At 64.2% G+C, this 24,041-nt stretch carries 20 protein-coding genes; 10 read left to right on the top strand and 10 right to left on the bottom strand.

Going from position 1 to position 24,041, the window contains the following annotated elements:
* Positions 1–239 precede the first annotated feature (239 nt).
* From NCR34_RS18755 to NCR34_RS18745, 3 genes are all read left to right on the top strand, one after another.
* Complete coding sequence (locus tag NCR34_RS18755; protein ID WP_250500891.1) at positions 240–887, top strand: SEN1982 family lipoprotein; 648 nt, start codon at positions 240–242, stop codon at positions 885–887.
* 47 nt (positions 888–934) lie between these two features.
* Positions 935–1,933, top strand: coding sequence for a LacI family DNA-binding transcriptional regulator (locus NCR34_RS18750; RefSeq protein ID WP_250500890.1), 999 nt, complete (start codon positions 935–937; stop codon positions 1,931–1,933).
* Between the two features lie 123 nt (positions 1,934–2,056).
* The gene (locus NCR34_RS18745; RefSeq protein ID WP_250500889.1) at positions 2,057–3,841 is read left to right on the top strand and encodes an IlvD/Edd family dehydratase; all 1,785 of its coding nucleotides are present in this window, start codon (positions 2,057–2,059) and stop codon (positions 3,839–3,841) included.
* A gap of 9 nt (positions 3,842–3,850) precedes the next feature.
* Here NCR34_RS18745 and NCR34_RS18740 read toward each other — a convergent pair whose 3' ends face one another.
* Positions 3,851–4,117: a hypothetical protein gene (locus NCR34_RS18740; protein WP_244140126.1), complete on the bottom strand. Its 267-nt coding sequence runs from the start codon at positions 4,115–4,117 to the stop codon at positions 3,851–3,853.
* A gap of 412 nt (positions 4,118–4,529) precedes the next feature.
* On the opposite strand from NCR34_RS18740, the gene NCR34_RS18735 reads away from it, so the two are divergent.
* Positions 4,530–5,615, top strand: coding sequence for an MBL fold metallo-hydrolase (locus NCR34_RS18735; protein ID WP_250500905.1), 1,086 nt, complete (start codon positions 4,530–4,532; stop codon positions 5,613–5,615).
* Between the two features lie 75 nt (positions 5,616–5,690).
* Here the strand turns inward: NCR34_RS18735 and NCR34_RS18730 are convergent, their stop codons facing one another.
* The 4 genes from NCR34_RS18730 to NCR34_RS18715 all read right to left on the bottom strand — a co-directional run bounded on the left by NCR34_RS18730 (position 5,691) and on the right by NCR34_RS18715 (position 8,292).
* Positions 5,691–5,852 carry a DUF1328 family protein gene (locus NCR34_RS18730; protein ID WP_044042785.1) on the bottom strand — a complete coding sequence of 54 codons (162 nt, stop codon included), beginning with the start codon at positions 5,850–5,852 and terminating at the stop codon, positions 5,691–5,693.
* A 223-nt stretch (positions 5,853–6,075) separates the two neighbouring features.
* Positions 6,076–6,246 carry a hypothetical protein gene (locus NCR34_RS18725; protein WP_175942283.1) on the bottom strand — a complete coding sequence of 57 codons (171 nt, stop codon included), beginning with the start codon at positions 6,244–6,246 and terminating at the stop codon, positions 6,076–6,078.
* A gap of 299 nt (positions 6,247–6,545) precedes the next feature.
* On the bottom strand, positions 6,546–7,160 hold the full coding sequence (locus NCR34_RS18720; protein ID WP_250500888.1) for a LysE family translocator: 615 nt from the start codon (positions 7,158–7,160) through the stop codon (positions 6,546–6,548).
* A 103-nt stretch (positions 7,161–7,263) separates the two neighbouring features.
* The gene (locus NCR34_RS18715) at positions 7,264–8,292 is read right to left on the bottom strand and encodes an aldo/keto reductase (RefSeq protein ID WP_250500887.1); all 1,029 of its coding nucleotides are present in this window, start codon (positions 8,290–8,292) and stop codon (positions 7,264–7,266) included.
* A 202-nt stretch (positions 8,293–8,494) separates the two neighbouring features.
* On the opposite strand from NCR34_RS18715, the gene NCR34_RS18710 reads away from it, so the two are divergent.
* The 3 genes from NCR34_RS18710 to NCR34_RS18700 all read left to right on the top strand — a co-directional run bounded on the left by NCR34_RS18710 (position 8,495) and on the right by NCR34_RS18700 (position 12,295).
* Positions 8,495–10,870 carry a VTT domain-containing protein gene (locus NCR34_RS18710; RefSeq protein WP_284506610.1) on the top strand — a complete coding sequence of 792 codons (2,376 nt, stop codon included), beginning with the start codon at positions 8,495–8,497 and terminating at the stop codon, positions 10,868–10,870.
* A complete protein-coding gene (locus NCR34_RS18705) occupies positions 10,867–11,625 on the top strand; it encodes an endonuclease/exonuclease/phosphatase family protein (RefSeq protein ID WP_250500886.1) in 759 nt (252 codons plus the stop codon). The genes NCR34_RS18710 and NCR34_RS18705 overlap by 4 nt, the downstream gene beginning before the upstream one ends.
* A gap of 202 nt (positions 11,626–11,827) precedes the next feature.
* Positions 11,828–12,295 carry an HU family DNA-binding protein gene (locus NCR34_RS18700; protein WP_175942273.1) on the top strand — a complete coding sequence of 156 codons (468 nt, stop codon included), beginning with the start codon at positions 11,828–11,830 and terminating at the stop codon, positions 12,293–12,295.
* A gap of 88 nt (positions 12,296–12,383) precedes the next feature.
* Here the strand turns inward: NCR34_RS18700 and NCR34_RS18695 are convergent, their stop codons facing one another.
* Entirely contained in the window at positions 12,384–13,286 is a 903-nt protein-coding gene (locus NCR34_RS18695; RefSeq protein ID WP_250500885.1) for a LysR family transcriptional regulator, read from the bottom strand.
* A gap of 133 nt (positions 13,287–13,419) precedes the next feature.
* On the opposite strand from NCR34_RS18695, the gene NCR34_RS18690 reads away from it, so the two are divergent.
* Positions 13,420–14,163 carry an SDR family oxidoreductase gene (locus tag NCR34_RS18690; protein ID WP_250500884.1) on the top strand — a complete coding sequence of 248 codons (744 nt, stop codon included), beginning with the start codon at positions 13,420–13,422 and terminating at the stop codon, positions 14,161–14,163.
* Here NCR34_RS18690 and NCR34_RS18685 read toward each other — a convergent pair.
* A complete protein-coding gene (locus tag NCR34_RS18685; RefSeq protein WP_250500883.1) occupies positions 14,160–15,728 on the bottom strand; it encodes a 3'-5' exonuclease family protein in 1,569 nt (522 codons plus the stop codon). The genes NCR34_RS18690 and NCR34_RS18685 overlap by 4 nt on opposite strands.
* A gap of 178 nt (positions 15,729–15,906) precedes the next feature.
* On the opposite strand from NCR34_RS18685, the gene NCR34_RS18680 reads away from it, so the two are divergent.
* Entirely contained in the window at positions 15,907–16,776 is an 870-nt protein-coding gene (locus NCR34_RS18680; protein WP_175942265.1) for a proteasome-type protease, read from the top strand.
* 4 nt (positions 16,777–16,780) lie between these two features.
* Here NCR34_RS18680 and NCR34_RS18675 read toward each other — a convergent pair whose 3' ends face one another.
* The 3 genes from NCR34_RS18675 to NCR34_RS18665 all read right to left on the bottom strand — a co-directional run bounded on the left by NCR34_RS18675 (position 16,781) and on the right by NCR34_RS18665 (position 20,635).
* Complete coding sequence (locus NCR34_RS18675) at positions 16,781–17,731, bottom strand: glycerophosphodiester phosphodiesterase family protein (protein ID WP_250500882.1); 951 nt, start codon at positions 17,729–17,731, stop codon at positions 16,781–16,783.
* Positions 17,732–17,856: 125 nt separating this feature from the next.
* On the bottom strand, positions 17,857–19,050 hold the full coding sequence (locus NCR34_RS18670) for a porin (RefSeq protein ID WP_250500881.1): 1,194 nt from the start codon (positions 19,048–19,050) through the stop codon (positions 17,857–17,859).
* A 298-nt stretch (positions 19,051–19,348) separates the two neighbouring features.
* Positions 19,349–20,635 (bottom strand): YihY/virulence factor BrkB family protein, encoded by a 1,287-nt coding sequence (locus NCR34_RS18665; protein WP_250500880.1) that lies wholly within the window; start codon positions 20,633–20,635, stop codon positions 19,349–19,351.
* Between the two features lie 336 nt (positions 20,636–20,971).
* Here NCR34_RS18665 and fdnG point away from each other — a divergent pair, with 336 nt between their 5' ends.
* Complete coding sequence (gene fdnG / locus NCR34_RS18660; RefSeq protein WP_250500879.1) at positions 20,972–24,040, top strand: formate dehydrogenase-N subunit alpha; 3,069 nt, start codon at positions 20,972–20,974, stop codon at positions 24,038–24,040.
* Position 24,041 lies beyond the last annotated feature (1 nt).

The following is a 24,041-nucleotide window of genomic DNA, read 5'->3' as shown; positions in this document are numbered from 1 at the left end:
CGAACAGGACCGTGAAACGACTCCACGCCGATGATAGTGCGGATTGCCCGTGTGAAAGTAGGTAATCGTCAGGCTCCCCCTTGCTCAAAACAAAAACCCCACCCCGCAAAGGTGGGGTTTTTGCGTTTCGGGCGGCAGATTCAGCAAAAGTCCCGACGCCGACGCTTCCCGGAGGCGACAATTCTGTCGGTAGAATGGCATCGCAGGTGTACCACTACGCCGATACCACCGGAGCGCACATGAGAACGAGCCTGTTGATCGCCGCTGTCAGCGTCGTGCTGTTGGCTGCGGCCTGTGGCAAAAAGAACGATGCGAGCGAGTCCACCTTGGGCGATGCTATTTCCGCTGACATGAAGACCAACCGCGGCCTGCTATGCCTGAATCGCAGCGGCCGGGGTCCCTTCACGTTTCCGTCTACCTATAGCAATCGCGACCTCAACGAATATTCGGCCGCGGCCTTGCGAGAGCAACTGGCAGCGCTGGAAAAGAGCGGCTTAATCGCGCGCACTGCTGCCGCGTCGCCCGCCAACGCCAATGCCAAGCAGGACGGCGTCGCCTACAGCTTGACGGGCGAGGGCCAGAAGTATGCGGTGGAAACCGTGCGCCAGGCGGGCGATCCCAACGCCACAGCGGACTCCCGCGTCTCGATGATCTGTTACGCGCGCGTCAAGCTGGACAAAGTGACCGCGTGGACGGAGCCCGACCCGACCACGCATCGCTCCGACGTCACCTACACGTACAAGCTCGACAACGTCGCGCCCTGGGCCGACGACCGCGACATCAAGCGCGCGTTTTCCGACCTCACCGCCGCCGACCGCGAAGCCGGCGAAACGAAGCTGCACGTCACGCTCGAGCAGCGTCCGGACGGCTGGGTGAGGGTCGATTGAGCAACATATCTGCTACTGCCGAGGATCTCCCCCGCGTCCCGCCGCGCATGTCGGACGTCGCGCGGCTTGCCGGCGTGTCGAAGATGACGGTGTCGCGCGTGCTGGCGGGTCATAGCGTTGCATCGGCGACGCGTGAACGCGTACAGCAGGCCATCGACGAACTCGGCTACGTGGCCGATGCCGCCGCAGGCGCGCTCTCCTCCGGGCGCTCCGAGTTCGTCGCGGTCATGGTGCCGTCGCTCGCCAGTTCCAACTTCTCCGATACCGTCCGCGGCCTCGCCGCCGCGCTGGAGCCCCACGGGCTGCAATTGTTGATCGGCGACACCGACTATCACCTCGACCGCGAAGAGAGCCTGATTCGCTCGATGCTGCGGCACCAGCCGCGCTGCATCGCGCTGACCGGCTCGCGTCATACGGATGCGACGCGTACCTTGCTGCGCCGCTCGGGCGTGCCTGTCGTCGAGATGTGGGACTTCCCGAGCGATCCCATCGATGCCGCGGTCGGCTTCTCCAACGTGAACGCCGCGCGCGAGATGGTGCGCTATCTCGCCGAGCGCGGCCATAAGCGCATCGGTTTCGTGGGCGGAGCGAGCGAACTCGATCGACGCGGCCTCGACCGCCTCAAGGGCTTTCGCATGGAGATGAAGGCGCTCGGTCTCGACGCTGAACGCGTCGTGCGTCTCGGGGAATCGCCGATCACGATGAGCCACGGCGGACCCGCCATCGCGTCGCTGCTCGCGGCGTGGCCCGACACGCAAGCCGTGATGTGCGTGAGCGACATGTCGGCCTTTGGCGCGATAATGGAGTGTCACCGGCGTGGGCTTTCGGTGCCCGGCGACATCGCGGTGGCCGGCTTCGGCAACTTCGAGGTCGCGGCATGTTGCACGCCTTCGATCACGACCGTATCCGTCGATGCGTATGGCATCGGCTTGCGCACGGGCGAGGTATTGCTGGCCGCGCTCGAAGAACGCGAACAGGGCGCCGTCAAGCACGCGAGCAAGCGGGTGCGGATCGCGTATCAGGTGCTGGCGCGAGAGAGCGCCTGAGCCTTAGACGTCGCACGAATGCGTGCTAACATGCTTCGATGTTACCGGTAACTATACCGGGCTCGCGCGCCCAAAACGCGAAAGCGCGAGAGCGCGAGAGCAAACCCCACGGAGAGAGACGCCATGTCCCAACAGACACCCCGCCGCCTGCGCAGTCAGGAATGGTTCGACGACCCTTCGCATGCCGACATGACCGCGCTGTATGTCGAGCGGTTCATGAACTACGGTCTCACGCGCGAAGAGTTGCAGTCGGGCCGGCCGATCATCGGCATTGCGCAAACCGGCAGCGACCTTGCGCCGTGCAATCGGCATCACATCGAGCTTGCAGTGCGCACGAAAGCCGGCATTCGCGATGCCGGCGGCATTCCGATGGAATTCCCCGTGCATCCGCTCGCAGAACAGAGCCGCCGCCCGACCGCCGCGCTGGATCGCAACCTCGCTTATCTCGGCCTCGTCGAGATCATGCATGGCTTTCCGCTCGATGGCGTCGTGCTGACGACCGGTTGCGACAAGACCACGCCCGCCTGCCTGATGGCGGCGGCAACGGTCGACATGCCGTCGATCGTGCTCTCCGGCGGCCCGATGCTCGACGGCTGGTACGAAGGCAAGCGCGTCGGCTCCGGCACGGTCATCTGGCATGCGCGCAATCTGCTCGCGGCCGGCGAGATCGACTATGAAGGCTTCATGCGCCTGACGACGGCTTCGTCGCCTTCGATCGGGCACTGCAACACGATGGGCACCGCGCTCTCGATGAACAGCCTTGCCGAAGCGCTCGGCATGTCCTTGCCGACGTGCGCGAGCATTCCCGCCGCGTATCGCGAGCGCGGACAGATGGCGTACGCAACGGGCAAGCGCATCGTCGACATGGTGCGAGAGGACATGCGCCCGTCGAAGATCATGACGCGCGATGCGTTCATCAACGCGATCGTCGTGGCGTCCGCGCTCGGCGCGTCGACCAACTGCCCGCCGCATCTGATCGCGATTGCGCGGCACATGGGCATAGAACTGAGTCTGGAAGACTGGCAGCGTTACGGCGAAGAGATTCCGCTCATCGTCAACTGCATGCCCGCAGGCGAATTTCTGGGCGAGAGCTTCCATCGCGCGGGCGGAGTGCCTGCAGTGCTGCGTCAACTGGATGCGGCGGGACTCTTGCGTCGCGATTGCCTTACCGTTTCCGGCCGCAAGATCGGAGAGATCGCCGATGAAGCGCCCGTCGCCGATCAGGACGTGATCCGTACCGCCGACGAACCGCTGATGCACGGCGCGGGCTTCATGGTCCTGTCGGGCAACTTCTTCGACAGCGCGATCATGAAGATGTCGGTGGTCGGCGAGGCATTCAGGAAGACGTATCTGAGCGAGCCGGGCGCCGAGAACGTGTTCGAAGCGCGTGCCATTGTCTTCGATGGCCCCGAGGACTATCACGCCCGCATCAACGACCCGTCGCTCGAAATCGACGAGCACTGCATTCTCGTCATTCGCGGCTGCGGCACGGTGGGTTATCCGGGAAGCGCGGAAGTGGTCAACATGGCGCCGCCCGCGGACCTGATCAAGCGAGGCGTCGATTCGCTGCCGTGCATGGGCGATGGCCGGCAAAGCGGCACGTCGGCGAGTCCGTCGATTCTCAACATGTCGCCGGAAGCAGCGGTCGGCGGCGGCCTCGCGCTGTTGCGCACCAACGACCGCATACGTGTCGATCTGAACGCGCGCTCCGTCAACGTGTTGATCGATGAAGCGGAGCTGCAAAGCCGCAGCAAGGACGCGGCGTTTGCCGTGCCGGTCGCGCAAACGCCGTGGCAGGAGCTTTATCGGCAGACCGTGGGTCAGCTATCGACGGGCGGATGTCTCGAGCCCGCAACGCTCTACCTGAAGGTCATCGAAACGCGCGGCAATCCGCGGCATTCGCACTAAGCAGCGAGGTCACAGACGCGCGTCACGTGGGCGCGCGGTCTGTGGCTTGGCCTTGAGCTTCGGCATCTTGCCCTTCTCGATGTAGTCCTGCACCGCGTCCGCTGCGTCGTAATAATCTCGCTCGTCGAGCCAGTGCCAGACGGCCGCGAGAAAGAGCCCGAGCCCTGCGTGTCCGCAATGCGCGATGACAGCGGCGATGCCTTCTGCAAGCGCTTCGTCGCGTCCGGTCTCCGTGAACGCGCTCGCAATATGCGACGCGCTGCGCGAAACCAGCATCGCGTGCATCGGGTGAAGCTGTGGGTTGAACGTGCGTGACGCGAGACTTCTGTATTTGCTGCTGCCCAAGGGGCCCCCGTGTATTGCTGGCGTACTGCGCGATCCTGCATGCGCGCCGCTGTTGGTTCTTTGTGTCGGTTTTTTTAGCTGCTGAGATCAGCGCCGCAGACATAGGCAAGAAGCGGGCCGACGGCGCGCATATTGCTCGTGAGCCTTTATTCGTGGGGCTCGCGTCTATCGTGTCGTTCGCGTGGACGTCCAGCCAACCGGGGCATCGCCTCCCTTTCTACATTCCGTATGAACGAATGTGCAATGCGGAATCTCATCTCAAGATCACGACATGCGCTTCGCCTATGCTGCCGCCAGTGTTGTTCGACCATACGCGCGGATTGCGGTCTGTGCGCTCTCGCTCATGGCCGGATGCGCGACAGGAGGAACCGCTGTGAGTAGCGAAGCGCCTGTGACGTCGAGCGAACCGCAACCGCTGCATCACGCGAAGCACACGTCGTCGGGCTTTGAAAACAACTACGGCCATCTGCCGCGCGAGTCATTCTGGAAGTGGCAATGGCAACGCTTCACGCAGGGATTGCCGAAGCCGCCCGCAAACGGTTATCGCTTTCCTGTTGCGCGTCCGGACGTTGCGTTTCTCAAGTCGAACCGTAGCGTCGATACGCTCACGTGGATCGGTCATTCGACTGCATTCGTGCAGATAAACGGCGTCAACGTGCTGACCGACCCGGTGTTTTCCGAGCGCGCTTCGCCGTTCACATTCATCGGGCCGAAGCGCAAGACGCCGCCCGGGCTCACGCTCGATGAGCTTCCGCATATCGATATCGTGCTGATCTCGCACAATCACTACGATCATCTCGACAAAGCGAGCGTCGAGGCATTGAACCGTCAAGCGGGAGGCGCGCCGCGTTTTCTCGTTCCAATGGGCGTAAAAGCGTGGATGACGAGCGTCGGCATTAAGAACGCCGAAGAGTTGGATTGGGGCGATGAAACGCACGCCGCCGGACTCGATATATGGTTCGCGCCCGCGCAACACTGGTCGGCTCGCACGCCGTTCGATCGCGCCGAGACCTTATGGGGCAGTTGGGTCGTCAAGACACCGCCGGGATCGGCGCGTCCTTATTCGTTTTTCTTCGCGGGCGACACCGGCTATTCGCCGGACTTTCGCGACATAGGCGCGCGCTTCGGCGGCTTCGATCTCGCATTGATTCCCGTCGGCGCCTACGACCCGCGCTGGTTCATGCATGCGCAGCACGTCGATCCGGAAGAGGCCGTGCGCATCTTCGAGGACATTCATGCGAAGCGTGCCATCGGCGTTCACTGGGGCACGTTCGAGCTCACCGACGAACCGCTCGACGAGCCGCCGCGTCGTCTCTCCGAAGCGGTTCGAAAAGCGGGTCTGCCCGCCGATGCTTTCACGGTACTCATGCACGGACAAACGGTTCGTCTCGATGCGCCGGTCGCGCAGAAATCCGTAAGCACGCCGTAGCAATTAAGACAATGCAAAACGCGCGGGCCATCCGGCCCGCGCGTTCCGCTTGCAACGCATGCGATGAAGCAATCGTCATCGCCTGAACACGCCGAGCAGCAGAGTCGCGAGGAAAATCACGATGAAGATGAAGAACAGGATCTTGGCGATTTCCGCCGCGCCCGTTGCGATACCGCCGAAGCCGAAAACGGCCGCGATGATCGCGATGATGAAAAAAATTGCAGCGTAACGGAGCATGAGGCCTCCTACGGGGTTCGGTTGGTAGTTCGATTTGCATGCGGACTGAAACCGTTGCCGCCTTCGCTCATCGGTCGTGCCGCGCTTTTGTTCAGGGTTTGGCGGCACGAGGGTCAAAGCAACCGCTGTGCCTAATTCGGCGGATGTGCCGGCCGCAGAAACAAAAACGCCGCAATGCCCCGTTCGAAAGGGCATTGCGGCGTCGGGCGCGCTCGTCAGCGGGCTAACGTCCCGGCGTGCGATCGGAGTCGGTTTCCTCGTCGTCTTCGTCGTCATCGTCGACGCGGCTTTGCGCATCCAGCAAGTGGTTCTCCAATTCGTCGCGCTCGATCTGATCAGCAAGGTCGAGGGCTTTGCGCGTGGCGGGACCGGATGGGCGGTTGGCTCCAGACATGGCGTACTCCTTGAACGGATTGCGAGGCCGCGCCATCGCATATGGCGCGAAGAACGAGCAGACCGGCATGCCGCATCGGCTATGAAGCGGCAGATCAAGCTGCCTTAAAGGATCGCTTACGGGACGTTGCGCGCGATCGTCTTGGCAGTCTGACAGAGACGCGGATAGAAAAATGCCGTCCCATTCTTGCAAGCGGGACGGCAAGTTTTGCCTGGCCGGCGCGTACGCCGAGTATGCGCCGGTCCTGCTTCGCGGCAAAGCGCTTTATTGCCGCCGGGCCTCGGGTTTCAAGACGAGCGTCATTCGAAGAAATGCGCGACGATGGGATACAGCGACAGCACAAGCAACGCGGCCATCGTCAGGTTGAAGAGGCGCAACAGTCGCGGATTGGCGAGAAAGCGCCGCAGCGACACGCCGAAGGCCGCCCACGCCGTGATGCACGGCAGGCCGATCACGATGAACACGAGCGCCATGAACGCCGCATTCAGCGAAAGGCTCGCGTGCAGATGAATGGTGGTCGCGGCAGTCAGCACCATCATCCATGCTTTCGGATTGACCCACTGAAACGCGACGGCTTCGTGAAAGCGCATCGGGCGGCGCTCGCCGTCGCGCGTCTGCACGGACGATGACGTGCCGATCTTCCACGCAAGATACAGCAAGTAGGCGACGCTCGCGGTCTCCAGCACCGTATAGAGCCACGGCAGATGGCCGAACGCCTCGGCGAGACCGAAGCCTGCGGCGAGCATCAGAAGCGCCACGCCCGCGCTGATTCCGAGGACATGCGGCACCGTGCGCCGCAGACCGAAGTTGACGCCCGAGGCGAGCAGCATCGTGTTGTTCGGGCCGGGCGTGATGCTCATGACGAGCGCGAAAAGCGCGGCAGCGGGCAGGGCGCTGAGGAGCGGAGATGACATGGCGCAATCCGAATGGAAGGTCGATTGCTGCCAGTGTACGGGCGCGCATCTGTACAGTACCGGTACAGATGCGCATATGAATCCCGGTACGGCGCGCCAGCCGTTATACCGGTGAAGGATTACGCTCCGCGAAGCCTTCCTGATGCCAGTACGGATATGCAGGGCGCACCTTGCTCGCTTCGTCGAGCCGCTTGACCTGTTCGGCCGTCAGGTTCCAGCCGACCGCGCCGAGGTTCTGCCTCAGCTGTTCCTCGTTGCGCGCGCCGATCAGCACGGTGGCCACCGTCGGACGCTGCAACAGCCAGTTGAGCGCGATCTGCGGCACGGTCTTGCCCGTTTCGGCGGCGATCGCGTCCAGCGCATCGACGACGCGGTACAGATACTCGTTGGGCACGGGCGGGCCCATGTCGGCCGTCTTGTGCAGCCGGCTCGATTCGGGCAGCGGCTGTCCGCGCCGGATCTTGCCCGTCAGACGCCCCCAGCCGAGCGGACTCCAGACGACAGCGCCGACACCCTGATCGAGACCGAGCGGCATGAGTTCCCATTCGTAGTCGCGGCCGATCAGCGAGTAATACGTCTGGTTAGCGACATAGCGCGGATAGCCATAACGGTCCGCGACATCGAGCGATTTCTGCAGATGCCAGCCCGAGAAATTGGATACGCCCGTGTAGCGGATCTTGCCCGCGCGCACGAGATCGTCGAGCGTGGAAAGCGTCTCTTCCACCGGCGTTTTCGCGTCGAAACCATGCAGCTGGAACAGGTCGATGTAGTCCGTTTGCAGGCGCTTCAATGCGTCGTTGACCGCGTTGATGAGATGAAAGCGCGAGGACCCGACGCTGTTGGGATTGTCCGCATCGAAACGAAAGGTGGCTTTGGTCGAGATGAGCACCTTGTCGCGCCGGCCTTTGAGCGCTTCGCCGAGAATGGATTCCGACGACCCGTGCGAATAGATGTCGGCGGAGTCGAACATGGTGACGCCCGCATCGAGGCAAATGTCGACGAGCTGGCGCGCTTGGCTCACGTCGGTCTCGCCCCAGGCCTGAAAGAATTCGCCCTTGCCGCCAAACGTTCCGGTGCCGAAGCTGAGCACCGGAACCTTGAAGCCGGAAGCGCCTAAGTGTCGATATTCCATTGCGTGTCCTTGTCGTTGAACGCTGCGTTGAAAGAGGATGTCGTTCACGCGTTGCAGTGAACGTCGATAACGTCGATTGACGAGACTACCGCAAGCGCCGTTCGCGCGCAGCGGCGACTGTGGTCACTCCGGTTCGCGGGCATGCGGCTTGCAAACTGCTGACGCGAGACCTCTTGCGCATGCCTTCTCACACGGAGAGCATTTGAACGACACATCCACGGGCGTTTCCCGTGCGAACGCCACGACGACCGACGACCTCGGCGCATCCTTCTTCGAGCCCGGACGCAACTGTGCAAGCGTGCGTCATGCGGACCGCTTCAGCCTGCTCATCGACGGGTCCGATTATTTTCGCGTGCTGCGCGAGGCGATCACGCGCGCCGAACGCACGGTGTTCATTCTCGGCTGGGACATCGACAGCCGCATGAAGCTCACGCCCGAAGGCGCGAACGACGGCTATCCCGAAGCGCTCGGCGACTTCCTGCATGCCATCGCGGCGGAGAAGCGCCGGCTGCGCATCTACATCCTCGCGTGGGACTTCGCGATGCTGTACGCCTTCGAGCGCGAATGGCTGCCCGTCTACAAGATGGGTTGGCGCACGCATCGGCGCGTCGCGTTCCAGATGGACGGCAAGCATCCGCTCGGCGGCTCACAGCATCAGAAGGTCGTCGTGATCGACGACCGGCTCGCGTTCGTCGGCGGCCTCGACCTGACGCGCTCGCGTTGGGACACGCCCGCGCATGCGCCGGCGGACCCGCATCGGCGCGACGCGAACGGTACCGCGTATCAGCCGTTTCACGATGTCCACTCCATGTTCGATGGCGACGCCGCGCGAGAAGTCGGCCTGCTCGCTCGCGAGCGCTGGTCGCGCGCATGCGGCAGGCGGCTTGCGATCCGCGCGCATCGCGCGGCGTGGCAAGGCGATCCGTGGCCCCCTTCGCGCGCGGTGGACATCGACGATGTGCAGATCGCGCTCTCGCTCACCGAACCCGCGTATCTCGGGCGCCCCGCCGTGCAGCAGATCCGCACGCAATACCTCGACGCCATCGCGCGTGCGCGGCGCAGCATCTATATCGAGAACCAGTACTTCACGTCGGGCTCCATCGGCGCGGCGCTCTCCGATTCGCTCGCGCGCGAGGACGGTCCCGATCTCGCCATCGTGGTGCCGCGCAATCAGAGCGGCTGGCTTCAGGAGGTCACGATGGGCGTGCTGCGCGCCCGTTTGCACGCGCTTTTGAAGCAGGCGGACCGGCACGGCCGCTATCGTCTGTTGTGTCCGACGGTGCCCGATCTCGGCGAGCAGATCGTCAACGTGCACAGCAAGCTGATGATCGTCGACGACGACCTGCTCATCGTCGGCTCGGCGAATCTGAACAATCGCTCGATGGTGCTCGACAGCGAATGCAACGTATCGATCGATGCGGGCGCCGACGCGCGCATCCGCCGCGCGATCGCGAAGATGCGCGACACGCTGCTCGCCGAACATCTCGGCTGCGAAGTCGAGGATGTCGTCCGGGAGCGCGAAGCACGCGGCGGCCTGAACGCGGCGATCACGGCTCTTTCGCGCGATCGCGACGAACACCGCACTCTGGTGCCGCTCGATCCCGTGGTGTCGCGCGAACTCGATCAACTCATTCCGCCCGACGCGCTCATCGATCCCGAAACGCCCATTGCCGCCGATGAGCTCGTCGACCAGTTCGTGCCCGCCGAGAAGACGCGGCCGCTCATCGGCCGCTTCGCGCTGCTCGGCGTGCTCGCGCTGCTGGCGGTCGGCGTGGCCGCTGCATGGCACTGGACGCCGCTCGGCGAGTACGTGAACCTCAAGTCGCTCACGAGCGCGACGCGACGCATCGACGCGTTGCCGCTCGCGCCGCTATGGATCGTGTTGTGCTTCGCGGCGGCGGCCGTCGTTTCGGTGCCCGTCACGCTGCTCATCGCGACGACCGGCCTCGTGTTCGGCGCGGGATGGGGCTGCGCATACGCGTTCGCAGGCACCATGACATCGGCCGCCGTCTCGTATCTGCTCGGTTTATGGCTCGGCCGCGATGCGGTGCGCAAGCTCGCGGGCGCGCGCGTGAACCGGCTCTCCGAACGCGTCGCCAAACGCGGCATCGTCGCGGTGGTCGTATTGAGGCTGCTGCCTGTCGCGCCGTTTTCCATCGTCAACATGGTGGCGGGCGCGTCGCACATTCGCATGCGGGACTTTCTTATCGGCACGCTGCTCGGCATGGGACCGGGCATTGTGCTGACGGTCGCGTTCGCGCATCAGCTCATCGCTTCGCTGCGGCATCCGACGGTCGGCTCGTTCGCGGTGCTGATCGGCATCGGCGCGGTGTTGATCGCCGTGTCGATCCTGTTGCAACGCTTCCTGGGCCGCGCCGATCCGAAGGAAGAAGTCGTGCACGAAGGCGCGCCGAGCGACGAAGACAGAGCGCGCGCAAGCGAAGAAGCGGCGCGTGCAAGCGTCTTGCGCGATCGCAACGCGATTCCGCGCGATGCGGCGCCGAATGCATCGGCCAATGCAGCGCCGAATGCATCGCCGAATGCAACGCCCCGAAGCCACGACGAGGTCAGCTCATGACGTTGATGCACGACGCCGGAATCGATATCGAAAGCGCGACCGCGGCGCGCGCCAAGGAGCTGCGCATCGCGACGTACAACGTGCATGGCGCAGTGGGCATCGACGGCAAGTTCGCGCCTGAGCGCATCGGCGATGTGCTCGCCGAGATCGACGCGGACATCTTCGCGCTTCAGGAAGTGCCGCTAGGCGGCCGCAGTTCGCCGAACGTGCTGGACTTGCTGCAACGCATGACGAACCTGCATGCGGTGCCGGGCCCGACGCTCGATACCCCCGAGCGCCGCTATGGCAACGCCGTGCTCACGCGCTATCCGGTGCAGGCGGTACGCACGCTCGATCTTTCGTTCGGCAGCCGCGAGCCGCGCGGCGCGCTCGACGCGGACATCGACTGCGGCGGCGAAACATGGCGCGTCGTGGCAACGCATCTGGGACTCGCATCGAGCGAGCGTCGCGCGCAGGTCGAACAGGTGCTTCAGAGCTTCGACACGCCCGCGCTTCCCGTGATCCTGCTCGGCGATCTGAACGAATGGTTCGTCTATGGCCGCACGCTGCGGCGCCTCGTCACGCACTTTCATCGTGCGAGCGCGCTGCGCACGTTCCCGACGCGCTGGCCGCTCTTCGCGCTCGATCGCATCTGGGTACATCCCGGCGAGCGGCTCATGCGCGTCGACGTGCATCGCACACGGCTTTCGCGCATCGCATCCGATCACTATCCGCTCATCGCGCATATCGCGAACGCTTCGTCGAACGGCGGCTGATGCACGTGCAAGCGGAAGCGATGCTTCTGCGATGCATGTACGTGTCAGCAGCAAGCCACGCATGTCACGAAAAGCCCTGAAAAAACGATATAAAAACGCAAAAGACTCGCACGAACGCGTCTGGCGTATGTAGAATCCGGCGTGATACGCACGCATCGGTGCGGACGTATTCGATATCAACGACCAAACAGGTAGGAGAAACATGCCGACTTCCGCTAAAACCGCTGCTAAGAAAGCCACGGCCAAGAAGGCCACGGCAAAGACCGCCGCACCGGCCAAGAAAGCAGCCACGAAGGTTGCCGCGAAGAAAGTAGCCAGCAAGACGGTTGCCGCCAAGAAGACGCCGGGCACCTTCGCACCGGTCAAGGACACGTTCACGAAGGCATCGCTGGCCGCGCATCTGGCAGAGCGCGCCGAAGTGGATGTGAAGGCAGTCAAGGCCGTGCTGGTCGCGCTGGAAGACACCATTCTCGGTTCGGTTCACAAGAAGGGTTCGGGCGAATTCACGCTGTCGGGCCTCTTGAAGATCTCCGCGCAAGCCGTTCCGGCGAAGAAGAAGCGCTTCGGCAAAGACCCGTTCACCGGCGAAGAGCGCTGGTTCCCGGCCAAGCCCGCAAGCGTGCGCATCAAGGCACGCGCGCTGAAGAAGCTGAAGGACGCAGCAGCCTAAGCTCCAAACTCGCGCTCGACGTATCCGTCGGTGCCTGAAGAGGCCAGCTTTCCTCGCGGAAAGCTGGCCTCTTTTGCATTGCGCCGCGTTAGCTCTCGCGTGCGTTGGCTTCGTCGAAGATGGACGCTACCCAATCCACGAAAACCCTGACCCGCGCCGACAATTGACGGCTATGCGGATAGAGCAGCGACACCGGCATCGGCGGTGGCGGAAACGCCGGCAGCACGCATTGCAGGCGACCGTCCGTGAGCGCGTCGTCGATGTGATAGCGCGGCACTTGCACGATACCGAGGCCCGCGAGCGCCGCCTGCGTGTAGAGCTCGACGCCCGTCACGGAGATAGCGGATGGAAGCTCGACCGATTCGATGGTCCCGTCGACATCGAATTCCAGCGGCGCCGCGCGCCCCGTTGCGCTCGATACGTAGTTGACCGCGCGATGCGATTCGAGCGCGCGCAAGTCGTCCGGTGCGCCGTGTCGCGCGAGGTACGCCGGACTCGCCACCGTCACTTGTTCGAGCAACGCGACGCGTCGCGCGATCATCGACGAATCTTGCAGCGTGCCCGCGCGCAGCACGCAATCGACGCCTTCGCGCACGAGATCCACGAGCCGGTCGTCTTCGCCGACATGCAATTCGATCTGCGGATAGCGTTCGAGAAACGCGGGCAGCGCCGGCACGATGAAGCGTCGCGCGAGCGTTCCTTGCAGATTCACGCGCAGCAGGCCCTTCGGTTCAGCATGCCGAAACGAACCCTCCGCTTCCTCCAGATCCTGTATGAGACGCACGCAGCGCCGGTAATGCGCCTCGCCATCGGGCGTGAGGCGCACGGTGCGCGTGGTGCGTTCGAGCAGACGCGCGCCGAGGCGTTCTTCGAGACGCTTTATCAGATTCGTCACGGTGGCGCGCGGCATCTGCAAATCGTCGGCGGCTTGCGTGAAGCTGTGGCGCTCCGCAATGCGCACGAACACCTGCATCTCCTGAAAGCGATCCATGTTTCCGGGCCTTTTGTTGTGCGTTGAATTGTTGAAGCAACTGGAACGATGATACTAAGCCGCGCCCGATGATCGCTCATGCCGAATGATTCATGATGCATCGCATTCAGCAGTCACTTTTAAGGAGCGAATCATGAGTCAGGCACAAGCAAAACGTGTGGTGCTCGTCACGGGTGCGTCGCGCGGCATCGGCGCGGCGATTGCGCGAAGGCTCGCGCGCGAGGGCTTCGCAGTCGCGGTGAACTATGCATCGAGTGCGACGGAAGCGAATGCGCTCGTCGATGAACTGCGCGCGGCGGGCGCGGCGGCCATCGCGGTGAAAGCGAACGTGGCATCGGCCGATGACGTGCGGCGCATGTTCGATACGGTCGAAGCCGAACTGGGCAAGGTCGATGCGCTCGTCAACAACGCGGGCGTGCTGAAGCCGACGCCGCTCGCCGATACGAGCGACGCGCTCTACGACCACACGTTCGACATCAACGTGCGCGGCACCTTCAATACGCTGCGCGAAGCGGCCTCGCGCATCAACGACGGCGGGCGCATCGTGAACTTTTCGAGCACGACGCTCGCGCTCAACATGCCGGGCTACGCGGTCTATAACGCGACGAAGGCGGCCGTCGAAGCGTTCACGCATGTCTTCGCGAAGGAGTTGCGCGGGCGACGCATCACCGTGAACGCGGTCGCGCCGGGACCGGTTGCCACTGCGCTCTTTCTCGACGGCAAGACCGACGAGCAGATTGCGAACTTCGCGAAGATGCCGCCGCTGGAACGTCTCGGTCAGCCGGACGATATCGCGTCGGTCGTGGCGTTTCTCGTCGGCGAGGATGCGGGCTGGGTCAACGGGCAAGTGCTGCGCGCGAACGGCGGCGTCGCCTAGACAGACAATGCGAGTTGCCCCGCGCTGCCATTCGGCGAACCGAAGGCGCGGCGGCGCGGCGCGGTGCGCTTGTCGTGCGATACGGCCGGCAACGCCAGTGCTTGCTGCATGACGAGACTGAATGCGGGACGCGCGTCGCACGCGATCCATTCGAGTTGTCCCGATGCAAGGCGTTTCGCGATCAGGCTGTACACGTCGGCATCGAACGGGCGAAGCTCCGGCGCGCTCGCGAGCAGCGCGGGGATAGCGTCCCGCGACGCGCACGTGCCCACATAGCACCACCGATCGATCACGTGCCAGGCTTCGCTCGCGGTCTGCTCATCGCGCTCTGCGATCGCGACGGGGCCGTCGTGAGGCCAGCGCACGATGCGCGACGCATCGAGCGCGACGAGCGCGCGCGCCGCATGATCCGCGAGCGATTCGACGCCCGCGCACGCGCCGAGGCAGCGCTTCACCTGAAAGCCGAAGCAGCCGCGCATTCGTCCGGGCGGCGCTTTTTCCAGACCGAGCGTCGTCGCGCAGAGGTTGTGTTCATCGGCGAGATGACGCATGAACGCGTGCGCCTTGCCGCGCGACGCGAACACGCCGAAGAGATGCGGCTCGCGCGAGAGATCGCGTTTGTCGGCGCGCAGCAGCACCGGGGCGGGCGCGCCCGGCAGCCATTGCCACGCGCATGCCGGCGACACGCGCTTGAGCAGGCGATTGTGAATGGGCCGCAAGTCTTTCACGAGCTTCGCTTCGAGCAGCAGCGCGCCGAGCTCGCCGACAGTCTCGCGATGTTCGATACGCCGTATCGACTGCGAGATGGACAAGTCCTTCGCGAGCCGATGATCGCCCGAGAAATGCGCCGTCACGCGCTGTTTCAGGTTGATGCTCTTGCCGACGTAGAGCGTCACGTCGTCGTCGCCGTGAAAGAGATAGACGCCGGGCGCGGAAGGCAGCGCATCGAGCGCGCCTTCGGGCAGCGCAGCGGGCAGACTCGCGCGCTTCACGAGCGTCTTGATGGCCGCATCCACGAGGTCTTGCGAATACAGCGCGTGAATCTTCAGCCAGAACTGCCAGAGCAGATCGGCATCGGCGAGCGCGCGGTGGCGTCCTTGCGGCGCGAGATCGAGCCGCGCGATGAGCGCATCGAGACCATGCCGCTCGACCGATGGAAAGAGCGCGCGCGACAGCCGCACGGTGCACAGCGTATCGGCGCGAAACGCGATGCCCGCGCGACGGAATTCGTTCTTCAGAAAGCCGTAGTCGAAGCGCGCGTTGTGCGCGACGAAGAGCTTGCCGTGCAGCCGCTCGGCCAGCGCCGGCGCGAGCGATTCGAACGTCGGCTGGCCGCGCAGCATGGCGTCGTCGATACCCGTGAGGCGCGAGATGAACGGCGGCACCGGCACGCCCGGATCGACGAGCACGCTCCATCGCTCGATGCCCGCCGTGCTCGCCTCGACGACGCCGATTTCGGTGATGCGGTCCACGGTGGCATCGCTGCCGGTGGTTTCGAGATCGACGAACACGATCGGACGCGCAAGCCCGGCGAGGAGGGCATCGGCGAGGGAATCTTCTTGCATGAAGGCAACGGGGACGAAAGGAGGCGCAGTGCGCCGAGTCTATCGCGAAAAGCACTTGCGCATTCACGCTCAAGCCGCGGCGCACCGTTGCCGTTAAGCAAAAAGGTGCATGCGCCATGCGATGCGCAGACAGATCAGTACAATAGTGGTTTGGTTTTTTGTTTTCGGAAATTTCGACATGACTTACTGCGTGGGCATGTGCGTGGACGAGGGTCTCGTCTTCTTGTCCGACACGCGCACCAACGCTGGCGTGGACCACGTCAGCGCCGCTCGCAAGATGGCTGTTTTCGAGCAGCCGGGCGAGCGCGTGATCGTGCTGCTCGCGGCCGGCAACCTGGCGCTCACGCAGGCGGTGACGCAACTGCTCGCCGAGCCCGCCGACCATCACGCGCCGACGCTCTATAGCTGCACCACGATGGCGGAAGCCGCGCGCATCGTCGGCGATGCGGTGCGCGAAGTGCATCGGCGCGATGCGCTGTCGCTCGCTGAGTTCAGCGTCGACTTCAATTGCAGCTTCATTCTGGGCGGCCAGATTCACGGGCAGGGTCCGCGCCTTTTCATGGTGTACGCGGCCGGCAATTTCATCGAATCGACGCGCGTGTCGCCGTACTTTCAGATAGGCGAATCGAAGTACGGGAAGCCGATCATCGACCGCGTGATTACCCCGGCCTCGCCGCTCGACGAAGCCGCGAAATGCGCGCTCATTTCGATGGATTCGACGCTGCGCTCGAATCTCTCGGTCGGTCTGCCGCTCGATCTGCTGGTCTACGAAAAGGACGCGCTGCGCGTCACGCGCTTTGCCACGCTCGACAACAACAGCGCGTACTACCAGATGATCAACCGCACGTGGGGCGAGCGGCTGCGGCAGTTGTTCGGCGAGATTCCGAACCCGACGTGGACCGATCTCGCCGACGTGCCGCTGCGCCGGCGCGAAGCCGACAACACGGTGCCGCGGCTCGTGATCGGCGATCTGCCCGCCGGTTCGGATGCGCCTGCGCAGACGCTCGCGGAGGACGTCGACGGCGGCGGAAACCTGCCGCCGGAATGAGCCTTTAACGGGCGTCGGCCGCGCATTGCAGCGGCATCGCGAGGCTCGCCTTGATCGCCTGCATTTTGCGCGGTGAATCCGCCAGCACGGCGTCGATGCCGAGACACGCGGCCGCGCGATAATCCTCGGCGCTATCGATGCCGATGGCGAGCACATGCGCCTCGCCCCGCGTCCGGAAGCAAGCGAGCGACTCGCGTGTCCACAGCTTCGCTTCCACGGGCGAGCGCGCTTCGCCGAGCGTGAAGGTCTCGACCACTTCCATCTGCCTTTTCCACTCGAATGCGGCCCATGTGCCGGGCTGCGGCGGCTCGGCGCATGTGTGCCCCAACGCGACGCCCGCGAGCCGTCCACGCGTCGCATCGCGCGATTCGAAAAGCCGCGCCTGCGGATAGGCGGCGAACGCGCTCTGATACGCCGCGTCGGTGGAATAGATGAGCACGCGCGACCACGCATTCGCGCGATCGAGCACGCGGGCGACGGCCGCTGCCTGCGGCTCGGCGGGCAGCGCTTTCATGTCGAGCATCACCGGCACGGACGCCGGAATTGCGGAGAGCGCGTCGTCGAGCGTCGGAATGCGCAGCGGATGCGCGCGATACGGATACGTCCTCGCGCCGCGCGCATCGGCGTGCGCGAAGTTCCAGCCTGCGTTCAGGCGTTGCAGCGCGGCGAGGTTCAGGCTCGCGACGGCGCCCTTGCCGTCGGTATTCGCGGACAAGTCCGCCGGTCGATACAGCACCGGCACGCCGTCACGCGTGATCTGTACCGAAAGCCAGATGGCATCCGCGCGATGCGCCAGCGCGCCCGCGATGGCGAGCAGCGTGTTTTCCGGGAAGTCCGCCGTGCCGGCGCGATGCGCGACGATCATCGGCAACGCGGGCGGCTCGTCCGCGAACGCATGCGCGATGCCGCCCGCTAATAGCGAAGCGAGAGCGATCCGGCGGAGAAAGGCGATCATTCAATGGACTCCGTAGCAGCGGTATCGAGCGCGCATAAAAAAACAGCCATCGGTGAACCGATGGCTGTTCGAGATACCGCTTGTCCGCTGACGCGGCACTTGCGTGCCACGCCGATCGGTTGTTCTTAGAACTTGTGACGCAGGCCGATCAGGACCAGTTCCTGGTGGCTGCGGCCGCTGTCGAAGCCGAAGTCGCTGATCGAAGCCGTTGCGTTGACCGTGCGCGACTGGGTCACGCCGCCGGTCGTCACGTAGTCGCGCTGCGTGCCGCTTGCGTGCTGATAAGCGCCGACAGCATAGACGTCCGTACGCTTCGACAGCGAGTAGTCGGCGCCCAGGCTGACCTGGTGGTAGTTCGCCGAGGTGTCGCCGCTTGCGTGCGTGTACGTGTAGCCGAGGCCCAGCAGCGTAGCCGGCGTCAGCTGGAAGTTCACGTAGCCGTTGCCGACGTTGAACTTCTCTTGCTCCTGGAACAGCGAGCTGCCGTCGTTCTTGTACTGCGCGAAGCTGTACGACGCGCCGACCGTGAACGGACCGAACACGTACTGGCCTGCGCCGCGCGCGATGCCGACTGCGTGAGCCGTCGAGTAGCCGCGGTTGATGACCGTGTTGAACAGCGAATCCGACGACGGGCTGTTCCAGCCGCTGTTCGTCGTCGACACAGGCACGCGGCCGGTCGTCGGGTTGTTCACGTACAGGTAGCTGCCTGCCAGGCCGAACGGACCGTTGTTATACGTGACCGCGCCGCCCCAGGTCTGGCCCTGGCCGGTCGTGCCCGCCAGGTTGCTGAAGCCGTAGATGCCTTCGAACTGGAAGCCCGAGAACACCGGCGAAACGTACTTGACCGCGTTGCTGACGCGCAGGCTGTTGTCGTAGTTGTCGACGTCACCCGGCGTGGCGAACGCTGCGCCCCAGTAGTTGTCAGCCGTGAGGCCCTGGACCATGTCGACCGACGGGTCATATTGACGACCCAGCGTGACGGTACCCCACTGGTTGCCGCTCAAACCGACGAATGCCTGACGACCGAACTCGCGTCCACCCTGATTCAGACGACCCGTGCCCGGATCGAAGCCGCTTTCCAACTGGAACAGTGCCTTCAGACCGCCGCCGAGGTCTTCCTGACCCTTCAAGCCCCAACGCGGGCCGGACAGCGTGCCGTTGACCATGCCGAAGAGGTGGTCGCCCGTCGAGTTTGCATGGCTGACATAGGCAAGGCCCGTATCGATCACGCCATACAGCGTCACGCTCGTTTGTGCCTGTGCCGCGCCAGCTGCGCCGAGCAGGGCCAGCGAGAGGGACGTCAGTGCGAATCGTTTCATCGAATTCTCCACGCGAATGATTAAAATCGTTGTTACCGGCGCAGAGAATAACGCAACGTTTCGTTACGTTAGAAACGAAAAAAAATGACTGTCTCCAAAAAGACACAGTGCCGGGAGACGCCCGCCCATATTCGGTTTGCGGCTATCGCTTCTGAAAACTGAGACGCGACAAACTCCCGTCGCAAAAGTTCCGCGCGGAGTTTGACGCGCGCAGCGAAACACGCGGCTAATAACGATTAATGCCGAAGCGGATAACAAACCGGATTTTCGTTTTGCGCAAGCAGCCGCAGTCGGTCGATCAGACGTCGCGCGAAGGACCGCCGTCGCGCCGCGAGAGCAGCGCCACGGCCGCGCCCGCCGTCGCCGCGAGCAGCACCGCGCGCCACGGGTGGCGCTTCACGGCGGCGTTCGCCTGCGACGCCTTGCGCCCGGCGCCGACCATCGCGACGGCGGTGGCGCGCGTGGCCGTCGACTCTGCGCGAGCCACCTTGCGCGAGAGTTCGATCGCCCGCTTGAGTGCGAGCGCGGCCTGGCGCGTGCGGCCGCCGTTCGAGCGCCGCGCGGCTTGCGGGCGCGCGCTTCGGACATCGAGCGTCGTCCGCGCGACAGGCTGAATATCCGCCGCCATGTCGACGCGCGTGGACGCCGCCAGCATCGAACCGATTTTGGCGCGGCTTCCCGGCGGCACGCTGCCGTTGTCCTGCACGCCCCACGCGCCGCGCGGATCATGCATGCGCGCGCGCGCCGCCGAGAACTCCGCGCCCAGCAGGAGCACCGCCGCGGAGAAGTACAGCCACATCAGCAGCACGGCGAGCGATCCGGCCGCGCCGAACGCGCTCGCGGTGCCCGCGTGCGTCAGATAGAACGCGAACAGCTTCTTCCCGACGGAGAAGAAGATCGCGGCCACGACGCCGCCGACGAGCGCATCGCGCCATTGCACCGGCGCATCGGGCAGAAACTTGAGCAGCGCGCCGAACGCGACGGAAAGAATCGCGAGCCCCGCCACCAGTTGCACCACATCGCCGATGACGACGAACGGCGAATCGCCCCACAGCCACAGGCCGACCGCCTGAATCGCGGTATCGAGCACGAGCGAGACGATGAGCAGGAAGGCGACGCCCAGCACGAGTCCGAACGACACGAGCCGCACGCGCACCATCGCGAGCACGCTGGAACGCTGCTCGCCGGTGAGCGGCCACACGATATTGAGCGCCGTGTTGAGCGAGGAAAACGTGGCCGACGCGCCCACAGCCAGCAGCACGAAGGAGATGATGGCGGCGATCCCGGTTCCGCCGCTGCGATGCGCGTTCTCCACGATGCTCTGCACGCCCGCCGCCGCCTGATCGCCGATCAGCCCGTTGACCTGATGGAACAGCTGCCCGCGCGCCGCTTCCGGGCCGAACACCCAGCCGGCCACCGCGATCACCATGACAAGCGTCGGCGCAAGCGAGAACGCCGAATAGAACGCGATGCTCGCGGCCATCGCGGCGCAGCGGTTTTCCGAGAACTGCTTGAGCGCGCCGAGCGCCCACGACGCATCTTTCTTGACCACGGAACCTATTTTTTGCGTGGAAACGGAGCTCATGGCGAATCTCTCGGTGCGATCGAACAGTGGCGGCGCGGGCTTTCAGCGCGTTGCGCGGGCCCGCGGGCGGTAAATGCAACCGATCGAGCAGGTTCCGTTCCAAGACAAGCGCCAACGGGCGAAGCGCATATATAAGAACATTGCTATGATCGCGCCTGCCGCGACGGGACGCTCGTTCGTTTCGCGCGGCGCAACCGCTACATCGCGCGCCAGCCACGACGGCTGCAGCGCCGGCGGTTCGAAAAATCGACGCTGCGTGCGAGCGGCAGGACCTTAAGCCGAACGCGCGCTTCTATACTTTTAGAGCACCCCACTTCACGACGCGCCGAGGACATCATGCTTCAAATGTCACGGCGACAGTTCCTCAAGGTTTCCGCGAGCACGCTCGCCGGATCGAGCCTGGCTGCACTGGGCTTCTCTCCGGCACCCGCACTCGCCGAAGTCCGACAATACAAACTGTCGCGCACCACTGAAACGCGCAACACCTGTCCGTACTGTTCGGTCGGGTGCGGCATCCTGATGTACGGTCTCGGCGACAACGCCAAGAACGCGAAGGCCAGCATCATCCATATCGAAGGCGATCCCGACCATCCGGTCAATCGCGGCACGCTGTGCCCGAAGGGCGCCTCGCTCATCGACTTCATCCATAGCCCGAGCCGGCTGATGTATCCGGAGTATCGCGCGCCGGGTTCGTCGGAATGGAAGCGCATCTCGTGGGACGACGCGCTCGACCGCATCGCGAAGCTGATGAAGGAAGACCGCGACGCGAACTTCGTCGAGACGACGGCGGACGGCAAGAAGGTCAACCGCTGGCTCACGACGGGCATGCTCGCGGCGTCGGCGGGGAGCAACGAAGTCGGCTATCTGACGCACAAGACTGTCCGCAGTCTTGGCATGCTCGCATTCGACAATCAGGCGCGTGTCTGACATGGCCCGACGGTGGCAGGTCTTGCCCCGACGTTTGGCCGTGGAGCGATGACGAACCATTGGGTCGACATCAAGAACGCGGACGTGATTCTGGTAATGGGCGGCAACTCGGCCGAGGCACACCCGTGCGGTTTCAAATGGGTGACCGAGGCGAAGGCGCACAGAAAGGCGCGCCTGATCGTGGTCGATCCGCGCTTCACGCGCACGGCATCGGTCGCGGATTTCTACGCGCCGATTCGCACCGGCACGGACATCGCCTTCCTTGGCGGCGTCATCAACTATCTGTTGACGCACGACAAGATCCAGCACGAGTACGTGAAGAACTACACGGACATGTCGTTCGTCGTGCGCGAAGACTTCGCGTTCAAGGACGGCACGTTCTCGGGCTATGACGCCGAGCATCGCAAGTACGACAAGACGAGCTGGGACTACGAGCGCGGCGACGACGGTTTCGTGAAGGTCGACCCGACGCTGCAGCATCCGCGCTGCGTCTACAACCTGATGAAGCAGCACTACGCCGCCTACACGCCCGAAATGGTGACGAAGGTGTGCGGCACGCCGACCGACAAGTTCCTGAAGGTCTGCGAGATGCTCGCATCGACGGCGGCGACGAACCGCGCGGGCACCATTCTGTATGCGCTCGGCTGGACGCATCACTCGGTCGGCGCGCAGATGATCCGCACCGGCGCGATGGTGCAGCTTCTGCTCGGCAACATCGGCATTGCGGGCGGCGGCATGAACGCGCTGCGCGGTCACTCGAACATCCAGGGGCTGACCGACCTCGGCCTGATGTCCAACCTTCTGCCGGGTTACATGACCCTGCCGATGGAAGGCGAGCAGGATTACGAGCAATACATCACGAAGCGCGCGACGCGGCCGCTGCGGCCCAACCAGCTGAGCTACTGGAAGAACTATCGCGCGTTCCACGTGAGCTTCATGAAGTCGTGGTGGGGCGACAACGCGACCGCCGAGAACAACTTCGGCTTCGACTTCCTGCCCAAGCTCGACAAGTCCTACGACATGCTCCAGGTCTTCGAGCTGATGGCGCAGGGCAAGATGAACGGCTACATCGCGCAGGGCTTCAATCCGCTCGCCGCCGCGCCCAACAAGGCGAAGATCGGCCTCGGCTTGTCCAAGCTGAAGTGGCTCGCCATCATGGACCCGCTCGCCACCGAAACGTCGGAGTTCTGGAAGAACCACGGCGAGTTCAACGACGTGGACTCGTCGAAGATCCAGACCGAAGTGTTCCGTCTGCCTACGACGTGCTTCGCAGAAGAGCGCGGCTCGCTCGTGTCTTCGTCGCGCGTGCTGCAGTGGCACTGGCAGGGCGCGCAGCCGCCGGGCGAAGCGAAGAGCGACCTCGAGATCATGTCGGGCCTGTGGCTGCGTATTCGCAAGGCGTATCAGGAGCAGGGCGGCAAGTATCCCGATCCGATCCTGAAGATGTCGTGGCCGTACGCGGACCCGGAAAGCCCGACGCCCGAAGAGCTCGCGATGGAGTTCAACGGCCGCGCGCTCGCCGACGTCACCGATCCGACCGACAAGACCAAGGTGCTCGCGAAGAAGGGCGAACAGCTTTCGAGCTTCGCCTTGCTGCGCGACGACGGTTCGACGGCGAGCGGATGCTGGATCTACTGCGGAGCGTGGACGCAGGCGGGCAATCAGATGGGCCGCCGCGACAACAGCGATCCGACCGGCATCGGCCAGACGCTGAACTGGGCGTGGGCGTGGCCGGTGAATCGCCGCGTGCTGTACAACCGCGCATCGTGCGATGTGAGCGGCAAGCCGTTCGATCCGTCGCGCAAGCTGATCGGCTGGAACGGCCGTGCCTGGACCGGCGCGGACATTCCGGACTTCAAGGCGGACGAACCGCCGGAAAACGGCATGAATCCGTTCATCATGAACCCGGAAGGCGTGGCGCGTTTCTTCGCTCGCGACGGCATGAACGAAGGTCCGTTCCCCGTTCACTACGAACCGTTCGAGACGCCGCTCGGCTACAACCCGTTCTTCCCGAATGAGAAGAACGTCACGAGCAATCCGGCGGCGCGCGTGTTCCCGGACGACCGCGCGGCCTTCGGCACCGCCGATCAGTTCCCGCATACGGCGACGACCTATCGCCTGACCGAGCACTTCCACTACTGGACCAAGCACGTGAAGCTCAACGCGATCGTGCAGCCGCAGCAGTTCGTGGAGATCGGCGAGGATCTGGCGAAGGAAGTGGGCGTCGTCGCGGGCGATCGCGTGAAGGTGTCGAGTAATCGCGGACACATCATCGCGGTGGCGCTCGTCACCAAACGCATCAAACCGCTGACCGTGGAGGGCAAGAAGGTGCAAACCGTCGGCCTGCCGCTGCACTGGGGCTTCAAGGGCCTGACGCAGCCGGGCTATCTCGTCAACACGCTGACGCCTTCCGTGGGCGACGGGAACTCGCAGACGCCTGAGTTCAAGTCGTTCCTCGTCAAGGTCGAGAAGGCATAAG

The sequence above is a fragment of the Caballeronia sp. GAWG1-5s-s genome (assembly GCF_023631445.1).
Taxonomy (GTDB): Bacteria; Pseudomonadota; Gammaproteobacteria; order Burkholderiales; family Burkholderiaceae; genus Caballeronia.
Note: the sequence above shows the minus strand (reverse complement) of the source record. Positions and strands in the feature narration are given on the sequence as shown.